Source organism: Shewanella psychrophila (genome assembly GCF_002005305.1).
GTDB lineage: Bacteria > Pseudomonadota > Gammaproteobacteria > Enterobacterales > Shewanellaceae > Shewanella > Shewanella psychrophila.
In genome coordinates, this window is the sequence record NZ_CP014782.1 from 4,224,383 (window position 1) to 4,237,093 (window position 12,711).

Consider the following 12,711-nt stretch of genomic DNA (forward strand, 5'->3'; position numbering starts at 1 on the left):
TTCTAGGTTCTACAATAATTGGAGAATCCTGATGAAGAAGATTATCTTTTTACTATTAAGAAAAGCCATTTATTACGCTTCAGGGCTGTGCCCAAGAACCAATAAGGCCGTAATGGGATGCTACCAAGACAAGTTTGCCGATAATGCCAAATACCTTTACCTTCACTGGCAAAATACTGATTTTATCCAGACAATTTGGATAAGTGGTGACAAGGAGCTAGTGAGTCAACTCAGAGATGATGGCTTTGAAGCTTATTCTCGCAGAAGCATACAAGGAATAGTCCACTGCTTAACTGCTAAGTACTATTTCTACAGCGGATACATAGGTGACATTAGCCAGTATTTGGCCAAAGGCGCCGTTAAGATCAATCTCTGGCATGGCTCGCCACTCAAGAAAATAGAATTCGATATCACCTCGGGGCCCCTAGCAACGACTTACCAGATAACCGACTTTAAAACTAAAATCTTCAACTCCATAAAGTATCATCAGACGTATATCAAACCCGATATCATGTTCAGCCCCAGCCCAGTGATGGATGCGCTATTCTCATCGGCCTTTAGGCTGCCCATGTCACAAATCCATAGAAGCGGAAACCCAAGAACAGACTACTACAGGCGTTATCCAGATAAAAAGCAGTCTATTTCTCAAATATTTAACCACCAATATAGTCAAGTTATTCTCTACCGCCCAACTTGGATAGACTCCCCTCATGATGCAAAGAGAAGTATTGAGAAAGAGACTGAGCAAAGCACAGAGAAGAACATAAGTTCAAGCAAGCGATACATAGGAGGATTCGACTGGCAATCACTCTCGACTCAGTTAAAAGATAATAATCAGCTGTTTCTGATCCGCTTTCATCCTAACCAGGCCCACTTGGCTAAACGACTTAAAAACTATCCCAACATCATAGATATTTCTCATTGGCAGGACATTTATAATATCTTTCATGAAATAGACCTCTTGATCACAGATGAGTCATCTCTGTGTATCGACTTTCTGCTCTATCAAACACCCACTATTTTTTATACCAGCTCTGATGTAAGAAAAGACAAAACGTCAAAAACAGCAGCTTCCTCTTCAACAAAACCTTCAATACTAAAAACAGAAACAGAAAAGAATCATATAAAAAACGACCACTATGACTATGTAGACAACTTGCCCCTGTTTGGAATAGGGCATTCAAAAACTGTAGACAAGTTTGAAGACTTGCTAATAAAGCTTAGGTGCAGTGACAGCTTCTATATCTCAGCCCATGTGAGCCATGAATACAAACAATTAACGCAATTATTCTGGCCTGAACAAGCCTGTGACGCCTTCGATACTATCGAGCTACAGATAGGAAAAATATCGAATAAAACCAAGGTGAGCCAAGAAAAATACAGAACTAGCCCTACATAAAGATTAATAAACAAATTCAAATTGTTAGTCATTTCACCGTAGGAGCGCGCTTTAGCCGCGATGCTTTGTCTCGCTAATTATTCTCGGGCCTGAAGACCCTCCTACAAAACAAGCCAGCCCTACATAGGTATTTTAAGCAAACCTAAGAGGTACTCACCATAACCACTATTGAGCAAGGGTTTAGCAAGCTCTCTCAACTGGGCATCATCAATCAGACCTAGACGGTAAGCGACCTCCTCTGGGCAGTTAATCTTGAGCCCTTGTCGCTTTTCTATGGCTGAAATAAATTGAGTCGCTTCGGCAAAAGCATCGGGAGTTCCAGTATCAAGCCAGGCCGTTCCTCTGCCCAGTATATTCACTTTTAAATCGCCAGAAATTAAGTACATATTAACCAGATCGACAATTTCGAGCTCGCCTCGGCCGGAAGGATTAATTTGCTTAGCAAAATCAGAGGCTCTATTATCAAAAAAATACAATCCGGGCATGGCATACTTAGATTGAGGCTTAGCTGGTTTCTCCTCAATCGAGAGTGCACGCCCACAATCATCGAAGCTAATCACGCCGTAATCTTGTGGATTTGACACGTGATAAGCAAACACAGTAGTCCCTATATCAGCAGCGCCGGATTCATTAGCGCAAGTTTGGCTCAATAGCGGAGTTAACGAGTCACCATAGAAGAGGTTATCGCCTAAAATTAAAGCACTAGGGCCTCCATCGAGAAAGTCTTCCGCTATGATTAACGCTTCGGCAAGCCCATTGGGGTCAGCTTGCTCAGCATAGTGCAGCGATATCCCCCATTGAGTGCCATCTTGCAATAAGGCACGAAACAGAGGCAAGTCTGCCGGTCTACAAATCAGTAGAACCTCTCTTACCCCAGCCTGCATCAGAGTCGAAATAGGATAATAAATCACAGGCTTATCATAAATTGGTAGTAACTGCTTACTCACAACCTGAGTCATAGGAAACAACCTAGACCCGGTACCACCAGCTAAAATAATGCCTTTTCTCATATTTGACTTACATCTCAATAATTAACATAAAAAAGAAATTATATATTAACACCCCCCAGGAGCGTGTTTTAGCCATGATCCCTTGTCTCGTTGCCCTCCCGCTTGAAACCGATCCTACATAAATGATGGTGCTGCACCTATATTAAAAAGATCAGCACAAAAATCAAATCTACACAGTTCGACTAAGCCATACATACCGTAGGAGCGCGCTTTAGCCGCAATTTTCTTCTAAAATTATAAAATCGATTTAAATCAGAACAAGGCTAATTATGGAACATGGAAGAAACTTGAGGCTCGGAAGATACAGTAGCGAAAATAACGTCTACTTCGTTACGACCAATACCCACCAAAGAGAACCATTGTTTAATGATTTTGGCAGTGCTCGAATCGTCATTAACAATTTGAGATTGTCTGATGATCAAAAAATAACGTCAATCATTGGTTATACCCTGATGCCAGATCACCTACACTGGCTTTTTAGGCTCAATAATGTCAATGATCTAAGTCATGCCGTAGGGAAAATAAAAGGTCGAAGTGCAAAACAGATCAATACTCATATACAACGAAATATTAAAGTGTGGCAATCAGGGTTTTACGATCATTGCTTGAAGCAAGATGAAGAAATAAAGGAAGTGATGAGGTACATCGTTGCTAATCTATTACGCGCTAATTTAGTAGACAACATTGGCAATTACTCACATTGGAATTGCATATATTTACCCTAGAACCGGCTGCAGCCGCAATGCATCTTATTAATTCTTCTCGGGGCTGAAGCCTCTCCTACACTAAGGCCAATACAACCCATTACACCAACACAGGTCGATTAATCCACAGCCTCCCCACACACCGAATGCTGTTTATGCATAAAAATCTTCTACCGCTTTAATGAATCTATTCAGGTCTGCTTTAGCCAATGCATTGATCCCTGCGGCTGCGGCCCTGCCGCCGCCCGTGTCAAATTGGCTACAGATATCACCAGCTCCTTGCTTATTATTTAATGGTGCCCGTAAAGACACGGTATAAGTGCCATCATTATTATCGGTTAACACCCCATGGGCAGAGTCAGGCTTTTGATTAGCCAGATAGTTACCGTAAACGCCGCTAACGCGTCTCGCCCAAGCACGATCGGGTAATTCAAAAACAGATAAAGTTGCGCTACGATGGCAAGACTCTATAGCCAATGCATTATCCATGTCTTGTGTATATGCGCTTTGAAGCTGGTAGAAAGGCGAATCAACATCGGCTATCACATCAAAAGGATTGGGATACTTAAGCAAGGCTAGATACAGTTCTGCGGGATGAAAATGCAGGTCTTGAGTTTTGCTGCCGTAACCATTGTAATTAATCATGGTCCCAAGTTCATTAAGCTGCTCAGCTTGAGACTTAGACAAACCAGCTTGTTCGGCTAATTTATCAGCCTTAGCAATAAGGTTATCACCAAAAGCTGCCGTAATTGCCCAAAGATGGAACTGCCCACCTAAAACTTTATCGATAATCAGTGCCGTACAGGTATTGGCATCTAAATCGATATGATCCTGCAAGTTCTCATGCTTAGGAATATCACCGCACCTATGGTGATCGGCATAATACACAATCGCACCAACTTCGAGAGCGCGTAAGAGAACATCTCGATTTTTCTCCATTGAGATATCGAGTACCGTAAGTCTGTCTCCAGATTTCGCAGGCACATTTTCCAGTAGCTGGATGTCACGTTTGACGCCTGTCACTAACTCACTCTCAATCGGGTTCGCCAATCTAAGTTGCAACAAGGCGATGATGCCATCTGCATCACCGTTAAAGATATCGTAATTCATGAAAGCTCTAGTTTAAGTTTTAAGTTTTAAGTTTTAAGTTTTAAGTTTTAAGTTTTAAGTTTTAAGTTTTAAGTTTTAAGTTACGCGATTGATATAAAACCAAAAATTTAAAAATCTACAACGATTCTTAGTTCTTTTAGTCTTTTACTCGAGACTCATAACTTTCTTAGCTCTGTCTTGTACTCGAAACTACGCTATCGAGACTTTCTTAGCTCAATCTTTAGCTCGAAACGGATTCATCATAACTCGAGTAAATATCCACTGCCTTTAAGATAATCGATCACCTGCTTCGCGCAAGCTTCTACTGACTGTTCTGCAGTCTTAACATGCACTTCAGGGTTCACTGGTATCTCATAGGCTGAATCTATGCCGGTAAAGTTTTTAATCTCCCCTGCGCGGGCTTTCTTGTATAAACCTTTTGGGTCTCTTAGCTCACATATCTCAATCGGCGTGTCGATAAAGACCTCGACAAACTCCCCTTCCTGTAACTGATTTCTCACCAGTTCTCTATCTACAAGGAAAGGTGAGATAAATGCTGTTGAAACCAGCTGACCGGCATCGACAAACAATTTAGAGACTTCACCTATACGGCGAATATTCTCGACTCTATCTTCATCTGAAAAGCCTAAATCACCATTCAAGCCATGACGAACATTATCACCATCTAACAAATAGGTTTTACAGCCGATATCATGGAGCATCTTATCAACTGCATTAGCCACTGTAGATTTTCCCGAGCCACTTAGGCCAGTAAACCAAAGCACCCCAGGACGATGGCCATTACTAGCTACTCGCTCAACATGGGACACACTAGCTTGATGCCAAATAACATCTGAAGATTTGTCCCCTTCACTCTCTATTTCCTGATAAGGCGACGCTGCTATTTTCGATAATAATGACATAAAAAAATCCATAAGTTAGTTTCGAGCTACGAGCTACGAGCTACGAGCTACGAGCTACGAGCTACGAGCTACGAGCTACGAGCTACGAGCTACGAGCTACGAGCTACGAGCTACGAGCTACGAGCTACGAGCTACGAGCTACGAGCTACGAGCTACGAGCTACGAGCTACGAGCTACGAGCTACGAGCTACGCATGATATAGAACCAAAAATTTAAATGACAACAATGATTTTCTATTTTTTAATCTTTTACTCGAGACTCGTAACTTTCTTAGCTCTGTCTTGAACTCGAAACTACGCTATCGAGACTTTATTAGCTCTGTCTTGTACTCGCAACTGCCCTAGATTAAAACGGGAAAAATACAGGTACAGCCATTAGTACTATGACCCCATAGGTCAAGCTCACTGGCAGCCCAACTCTTACAAAGTCGATGATTCGATAATGTCCGGCGTTATACACCATCAAGTTAGTCTGGTAGCCATAGGGGCTGATAAAACTGCCACTCGCTGCAAATGCAACAGTCATGACAAAAGGTAAGATATCCACACCAAAGCCTAAAGCGATACTGTAAGCAATAGGAAACATTAACGCAGCGGCAGCATTATTGGTAATAAGCTCTGTCATCAGCCAGGTTGCGACGTAAACCAATATCAAAGCAAAATAGAGATGATCTTTATCCGTTACGCTATTGACCCACTGGGCCACTAAATCGGCGACGCCATTATTAACTAATGCATGTGAAAGCAAGATAGCCGTTGAAACAATGAGCCAAATATCTACAGGGAAACGCCTCACCACTTCATTTACGTTGAGACATTTACTAAAAATAAGCACGCCAAGGAGCAATAACATGCCTTGTAGCATCTCTATAACACCCGATGCAGCAAGCGCTATCGTCAATAAAAACCCACCGATAGATAGCCATGCTTTTGCACCATTGATGCGAATTTCAGGCTCAACACCACTGATAACGATGAAGTTTTTACTGATATTTCGACGGGTCTTAAAATCTTCACCTACGGCTAAGACTAAAAAGTCTCCCGCTCTAATTACCACTTCACCCAGCTTACCTGAAATTTCCTCCCCGTCACGACGAATCGCAACGACAGCAGCATCGAACAAGGCCCGAAAGCCAGAGCCTTTGAGTGTCTTACCGAGCAGTACACTTTCTTGCTTCACCACAACTTCGGTTAAATTTGAGTCCAGTAGGCCATTTTTCTCGGCAAACATCTCCAAACCAGAAAACTGACTCAACTGCATCATCTTAGTGATATCACCACTGAAAATAAGTCTGTCATTAAGCAGCAGTACTTCTGTCGGTGTCACTGGGCTTATCAAGCGTCCATCCCGAACAACTTCGACCAGAAACAGTGATTCGAGATGCCTAAGACCATTATCTTCGACCGAGCGGCCAATGAGCTCAGATCCTGCGACAACTTTAGCATCAATAAAATAGCCTTTGGAACAGGTTTCTTTATGCTCGATGTCAGGCAACCAGCGAGAAGCCAGTCTCAACACTAAACCGCAGCCTAAAACCAGCATGATTCCTACAGCCGTAAACGAGAAGAAACTTAACGACTTCCCTGCTGCATTGATATAAAGACTGTTAACGATCAAGTTGGTTGATGTGCCTATTAGGGTGAGTGTTCCCCCTAAGATAGCCGCATAGGAGAGAGGCAATAACAGTTTGCTGGCAAAGTGATGCGGATTATTTCGAATTGGCGATAGCAAGGTGGCAACCACGGCTGTGTTATTAAGCATGGCCGAGCTTAGCGCTGTAATGCCGAAGAGTCTCATCCAGGTAGAGTTGTAATTACTCACAATCACCTTTGAGGCGATCACCCTGAGCAAGCGAGTCTTCTCCAAGGCGAAGGAGCATAAGATCAATAGAACCAAAGTCACCAAACCTGGGTTGGACATGCTTGAGAGCAGTTGCTCTCGAGAGACTAAATTGAGTCCAACCAAGGCTAACAGAGCCACACCAAACACCACGGCTGGACGGCTCTGAAAACGAATAAGTCCCGCGATGGTCGCGACAAATATTCCTATGGTAAAATATGCATCTAGAGACATAGATTCCTAATAGCTATTAAGCTGCGTGGTAATTTTAAGCAACAAGTCATGGTCTACATAACAACTTACAACTTTCTCAGCTCTGTCATTAACTTAGAGCTTAAAACTAAGCCATTAGCCTTTAGTAATATCCTTAGCGCCCCAATGTGGGAAATGCTTACGGACCAAGGCATTCATCTCTAATTCAAATTCTGAATAACTATGCTTCGCCAACTGATTAGACGAATCACTCTTGGAAGAAAGTGCCTCGGTAGGGTTACGGATCATACCAGCGCCCACTGTTACGTTTGTCAGGCGATCTATGATTATAAAAGCGCCGGTCGCTCGGTTAATACCGTAGGCATCGAATTGAATTGGTGCTGTCACTGCAAAATTACAATTACCGATCTCATTGAGTTCCAATTGCCCTGCCGCTTGCTTCTCGAGGGTATTGACATCGACTCGATAATTAATAGCATCGGCATAGCCGTAAACAGATTTACTGCCGACTTTAATGGCATACTCACGGTCAACACACAGAGGCTCTTCAGTCATCCAAACCACGTCAGCTTCGAAGTTACTCAGTGAAAAAGGCTTATCGTGGGGGCGGACTAACATATCACCACGGCTCACATCTATCTCATCTTCCAGAGTCAAGGTAACCGCTTCACCAGCGGAAGCTTTCTCCAACTCACCATCAAAGGTCACGATTGACTTTATACGGGTCTCTTTATTCGATGGTAAGGCCACTACGGTATCGCCAACTCGGACTTCGCCCGAAGCTAGTGTTCCGCAAAAACCACGAAAGTCCAGATTAGGTCGATTAACATATTGAACCTGAAAACGCAGAGAATCACTCTTATCTTGCTCAACAGAAACGGTATTGAGCAACTTGAGTAAGGTAGACCCTGGATACCAGCTCATATTCGCGCTTTCGTTTACTACGTTATCGCCCTTCAACGCCGAGATAGGCACAAACCTAACATCAGAGAACGACAAATCTTTAGCAAATTCACGGTACTCTTTCTTAATTTTCTGGTAAACGGCTTGATCGTAATCCACCGCATCCATCTTATTGATGGCAATGATGACGTGCTTAATACCTAATTGAGAGCAGATAAAGCTGTGGCGACGAGTTTGAACTTGGACTCCATGGCGGGCATCGATCAATATAATCGCTAAATCACAGGTTGAAGCTCCTGTAGCCATATTGCGTGTATACTGCTCATGACCCGGTGTATCGGCAATGATAAACTTGCGCTGTTCAGTAGTGAAATAACGATAAGCCACATCAATGGTAATACCTTGCTCTCGCTCAGACTGCAGTCCATCAACTAAAAGCGCTAAGTCAAATGACTCATCAGTAGTATTAAAACGCTTTGAATCTTTCTCAATAGCCGCCATCTGATCTTCGAAGATCATCTTACTATCGAACAACAGGCGTCCGATCAAAGTAGACTTGCCATCATCGACACTGCCACAAGTTAGCACTCGCAACATATCTTTGTTTTCATGGACTTTTAGATACTCTTCAATATCTGAAGCAATCAAATTCGAACTTGTGGTCATCTCTGTGTTCCTTATCTATGAGCTTCGAGCTTCGAGCTTCGAGCTTCGAAAAGCTTGCTCACTGTTGAATCAATGTTCAATATTTTTTTCTGAGAGTTTTAATGAAACTCCCAAGCATTTTGCTAATTTGTTCACATTCACTGGCTAATACGGAAGATTCATTACTGGAAATATACTGAATTTCTTCTGCGATCATGATTTGAGTCTTGAGTTCACCAATAGAACCTTTAGCGATACTTAAGAACCTGGCTTTTTCTCTGTCAGACTCCCTTTCCATACCTTCTGCAATATTACTTGGTACCGATAAACCTGAACGACATATTTGATCTTTAAAACCGAAGTCACGAGATTCAGAAAACAATCTATATATCCGAACGCTCAGAGAAAAACTTCGTTGCCAAACTTCAAGTTGTTCATATTTCATCTAGGCCTCCTTGCCTTACTAGCTACGGTTGATAAAGAGCCTAAAATTTAAAAATCAACAACGGTTCATATTTCTTTTTAACCTGTTACTCGCAGCTCTCTTAGCTCTATCTTTAGCTCGGAGCTGCTTATCGAAGCTCGATACTTTCTTTGCTGTTGCTTTAACTCGTAGCTGTCTGGCCTTCGGCTAGAAATACCCTTCCATCTTCTTCTTTTCCATAGACCCAGAAGAATCATTGTCTATCACTCGCCCCTGACGCTCTGAGGTAGTGCATAGCAGCATCTCTTGAATGATCTCAGGTAAGGTGGTGGCTTCAGACTCGACTGCACCTGTAAGTGGATAGCAACCTAAAGTTCTGAATCTAACCATCTTCTCTTGAACCACATCGCCTTCTTCAATGGGCATACGCTCATCATCGACCATGATTAACGTGCCATCACGTTCAACTACAGGGCGAGGCTTAGCAAGGTAAAGCGATGGGATTTCAATACCTTCTAGATAGATATATTGCCAAATATCGAGCTCAGTCCAATTCGATAATGGAAAAACACGAATACTCTCGCCCTTATCAACTTTACCGTTATAGATATTCCACAGCTCAGGTCGCTGATTCTTAGGATCCCATCGATGCTTACTATCACGGAAAGAATAGACACGCTCTTTAGCACGAGATTTTTCCTCGTCACGGCGAGCACCACCGAAAGCGGCATCGAATCCATGCATGTCCAGTGCCTGCTTGAGGCCTTCGGTTTTCATGATGTCAGTATGCTTAGCACTACCATGGGTGAACGGGCCAACACCCATCTCGATACCTCTAGGGTTCTTGTGGACAATCAGCTCGAAGCCATGCTTCTTTGCCATCTTGTCCCTAAACTCAATCATCTCCTTGAACTTCCAGTTCGTGTCGACATGCATCAAAGGAAATGGAATCTTCCCAGGATAAAACGCCTTACGAGCCAGATGCAGTAATACAGATGAGTCCTTACCGACAGAGTAGAGCATCACAGGGTTATCAAATTCAGCGGCCACTTCACGCATAATTTGAATCGATTCAGCTTCAAGCTGTTTAAGATGAGTTAGATGTATAGACATATCGGCTTCCGCGTAAACCCTAATCAAACCTAGTTAACAACCACTATCAATTTAATGTGCCGGTAACCAGAAAAATTTAACTTAAGAAGATAATAACAGCACAGAAAAGAATTAGAAGTTATAAACAGGATTTATCTATATCAAAATGAAATATGAAGTGCAGAAACGATTTCAATTAATAGCAGGACTAGTAAAGAAGTTTTAAAGCAAAGATGACACTTCGCAGCAGAAACAAACAAGGTATTGAAAGCAAAGACGGCGGCTAAATCAGGAAAAGCTATGACGACACTTAGCTAAATAAGCGGAAACGGTTTAATGTGTAAACCCGTCAGAATTTGTAGGAGCGGTTTCAACCGCGAGAGAACAACACCAAAGCCTCGAGCCTAAAGACCCTTCTACATAACTGCAATAAACTAAAAAGCCCATTCTAAATAAATAGAAACGGGCTTTAATTTTTTAACTTACAAGTTATAGCTAAAAAAATTTAGGATACTAGAGAAACCACTTTGTTGTTTTTCTCAACGATTACTTCATTCTTCACCTTCCAAACAAGATCACAAATTCCATCTGTTGGATTGAAACCTGTTGGGGCTTTGAGTAAGATATCTCTGATTAATTCATGATTAAATTCATGACATGCCATATCAAGTTTACTTAGAATTAGCTCTAACTCTTCCCAAGAAAGATAAGCTTCATTTGCAGTCATGATTCTCTCATGATCTGTGCCAGTTACATCATCACCAATCAATAACTCTTCGTAGAGCTTTTCACCTGGCCTTAGGCCAGTAAAGTCAATCTCTATATCACCAGCGGGGTTAATAGTATCTCTAACTTCAAAACCACTTAGTCGAATCATCTTAGTTGCCAAGTCAATAATTTTAACCGATTCGCCCATATCGAGAACAAACACGTCCCCACCTTTTCCCATTGCACCAGCTTGTATCACTAACTGAGATGCTTCAGGGATAGTCATAAAGAAACGAGTAATTTCAGGATGTGTAACAGTGACGGGGCCACCAGCAGCTATCTGCTTTCTAAACAAAGGAACAACAGAACCAGATGAACCTAACACATTACCAAAACGTACCATACAGAAGCGTGTAGAGTGATTCTCTTTAGCTAGCGCCTGCAAAGACAGCTCAGCCAGTCGCTTAGTTGTCCCCATAACGTTTGTGGGCCTCACAGCCTTATCTGTTGAAATCAGCACAAATGTCTCTACTTTAGCCGCAATTGCAGCTCTAGCGGTATACATGGTGCCAAATACATTGTTGCGTACTCCCTCGACAACATTATGCTCAACTAACGGCACGTGTTTGTAAGCTGCTGCATGGTAAACAGTCTGAACTTTAAAAGACTCCATAACTGCGAGAACACGATTCTCACGTTGCACAGAGCCAAGCATGGGTAAGATCTCAACATCTAACCCACCTTCTAAAGCTGTAGTTGAGAGTTCTTTTTCGATTGAATAGAGACCAAACTCAGATAACTCGAATAAAACAAGTTTCTTAGGTTTTTGTTTTAGAATTTGACGACATAGCTCGGATCCAATAGAACCACCAGCCCCTGTCACCATAACAATTTTGTCGAAAATATTGTCAGAAAGTAGGTCTTGTCTAGGTGCTACAGCATCACGACCAAGAAGGTCATCAATCTCAACTTCTTTTATATCACTATAGAGTTTATTACCACTGACTAGGTCTGCCATAGCTGGAAGCGTTAACACTTGAACCGCTAGCGGTTCTAACGACAAAAGTATTTCTTGTCTACGTAAACGTGAAGCACTAGGAATAGCTAAAAGAACTTTAGTCGCTTGTTTCTGCTTAATCAGCTTTCTCATTATCGAAGGAGAATGAACATGAACACCCTGAATAACACTCCCATGAGTTGATTTGTCATCATCGACAAAGGCGAATGGATAATACTCATGACTTTGTACAAGAGCTGTAACCAATTGGCGGCCGCTTACACCCGCACCATAAATAATGACAGGCTCACCTTCTCGCTTCATGCCTGAACCAACAATGGAGCGAATGGCTCCTCTTGAGCCCCCTATCAACACTAGAGAAAATGCTGCATAGATAATAGGAACAGTTCTTGGAAGATCGAGATTTGCAAAATAGGAGATAAACACCAAACTGATAGTTGAAATAACAACCCCAATAAGTATTGCAGTTAAGGCTTGAAGACTCAGGTACCTCAAGACAGCTCGATATAATCCCAATTTCACAAAAGCTAAAATGCTAATAGGGCAAGCAAGTGCGATCAAAAACCAATAGTCTGTATTAGTAAGAGAGTCAACAGTATCTGTACGCACCATGACCGCTAGCCAAAATGAAAAAGCTAAGCACACAGTATCAATAGCAACGCTAACGAGGCGTTTATAGGTACGATCTAAAGAAAAAATAACTTGCAAAAAATCCATTTCCCGCTCCGAACTAAAAAGGCTCAA

10 protein-coding genes are annotated in these 12,711 nt (G+C 42.2%); 2 read left to right on the forward strand and 8 right to left on the reverse strand.

The features are described from left to right. Positions 1-31 precede the first annotated feature (31 nt). A complete protein-coding gene (locus sps_RS18195) occupies positions 32-1,399 on the forward strand; it encodes a CDP-glycerol glycerophosphotransferase family protein (RefSeq protein ID WP_077753795.1) in 1,368 nt (455 codons plus the stop codon). A gap of 119 nt (positions 1,400-1,518) precedes the next feature. Here sps_RS18195 and rfbA read toward each other — a convergent pair whose 3' ends face one another. Beyond that, a complete protein-coding gene (rfbA, locus tag sps_RS18200; protein WP_077753796.1) occupies positions 1,519-2,409 on the reverse strand; it encodes a glucose-1-phosphate thymidylyltransferase RfbA in 891 nt (296 codons plus the stop codon). 269 nt (positions 2,410-2,678) lie between these two features. Here rfbA and sps_RS18205 point away from each other — a divergent pair, with 269 nt between their 5' ends. Then, positions 2,679-3,134 (forward strand): REP-associated tyrosine transposase, encoded by a 456-nt coding sequence (locus tag sps_RS18205; protein WP_077753797.1) that lies wholly within the window; start codon positions 2,679-2,681, stop codon positions 3,132-3,134. A 132-nt stretch (positions 3,135-3,266) separates the two neighbouring features. Here sps_RS18205 and sps_RS18210 read toward each other — a convergent pair whose 3' ends face one another. The 7 genes from sps_RS18210 to sps_RS18240 form a co-directional block, all read right to left on the reverse strand. Beyond that, positions 3,267-4,223 carry a DHHA1 domain-containing protein gene (locus tag sps_RS18210; protein WP_077753798.1) on the reverse strand — a complete coding sequence of 319 codons (957 nt, stop codon included), beginning with the start codon at positions 4,221-4,223 and terminating at the stop codon, positions 3,267-3,269. Positions 4,224-4,462: 239 nt separating this feature from the next. Next, positions 4,463-5,125 carry an adenylyl-sulfate kinase gene (gene cysC / locus sps_RS18215; protein ID WP_237157878.1) on the reverse strand — a complete coding sequence of 221 codons (663 nt, stop codon included), beginning with the start codon at positions 5,123-5,125 and terminating at the stop codon, positions 4,463-4,465. 345 nt (positions 5,126-5,470) lie between these two features. After that, positions 5,471-7,198, reverse strand: coding sequence for an SLC13 family permease (locus sps_RS18220; protein ID WP_077753800.1), 1,728 nt, complete (start codon positions 7,196-7,198; stop codon positions 5,471-5,473). A 114-nt stretch (positions 7,199-7,312) separates the two neighbouring features. After that, positions 7,313-8,746, reverse strand: a complete 1,434-nt coding sequence (cysN, locus tag sps_RS18225; RefSeq protein WP_077753801.1) for a sulfate adenylyltransferase subunit CysN — start codon at positions 8,744-8,746, stop codon at positions 7,313-7,315. 76 nt (positions 8,747-8,822) lie between these two features. Next, on the reverse strand, positions 8,823-9,170 hold the full coding sequence (locus sps_RS18230) for a four helix bundle protein (RefSeq protein ID WP_077753802.1): 348 nt from the start codon (positions 9,168-9,170) through the stop codon (positions 8,823-8,825). Positions 9,171-9,356: 186 nt separating this feature from the next. Further along, on the reverse strand, positions 9,357-10,262 hold the full coding sequence (cysD, locus tag sps_RS18235) for a sulfate adenylyltransferase subunit CysD (RefSeq protein WP_077753803.1): 906 nt from the start codon (positions 10,260-10,262) through the stop codon (positions 9,357-9,359). A gap of 484 nt (positions 10,263-10,746) precedes the next feature. Then, entirely contained in the window at positions 10,747-12,684 is a 1,938-nt protein-coding gene (locus sps_RS18240; RefSeq protein ID WP_077753804.1) for a polysaccharide biosynthesis protein, read from the reverse strand. Positions 12,685-12,711: the final 27 nt, after the last annotated feature.

Bases quoted from the DNA above. Each gene is read 5' to 3' on its own strand.
- cysC (WP_237157878.1), bottom strand. From the start codon at position 5,125: ATGTCATTATTATCGAAAATAGCAGCGTCGCCTTATCAGGAAATAGAG.
- rfbA (WP_077753796.1), bottom strand. From the start codon at position 2,409: ATGAGAAAAGGCATTATTTTAGCTGGTGGTACCGGGTCTAGGTTGTTT.
- sps_RS18230 (WP_077753802.1), bottom strand. From the start codon at position 9,170: ATGAAATATGAACAACTTGAAGTTTGGCAACGAAGTTTTTCTCTGAGC.
- cysN (WP_077753801.1), bottom strand. From the start codon at position 8,746: ATGACCACAAGTTCGAATTTGATTGCTTCAGATATTGAAGAGTATCTA.
- sps_RS18220 (WP_077753800.1), bottom strand. From the start codon at position 7,198: ATGTCTCTAGATGCATATTTTACCATAGGAATATTTGTCGCGACCATC.
- sps_RS18240 (WP_077753804.1), bottom strand. From the start codon at position 12,684: ATGGATTTTTTGCAAGTTATTTTTTCTTTAGATCGTACCTATAAACGC.
- sps_RS18205 (WP_077753797.1), top strand. From the start codon at position 2,679: ATGGAACATGGAAGAAACTTGAGGCTCGGAAGATACAGTAGCGAAAAT.
- sps_RS18210 (WP_077753798.1), bottom strand. From the start codon at position 4,223: ATGAATTACGATATCTTTAACGGTGATGCAGATGGCATCATCGCCTTG.
- cysD (WP_077753803.1), bottom strand. From the start codon at position 10,262: ATGTCTATACATCTAACTCATCTTAAACAGCTTGAAGCTGAATCGATT.
- sps_RS18195 (WP_077753795.1), top strand. From the start codon at position 32: ATGAAGAAGATTATCTTTTTACTATTAAGAAAAGCCATTTATTACGCT.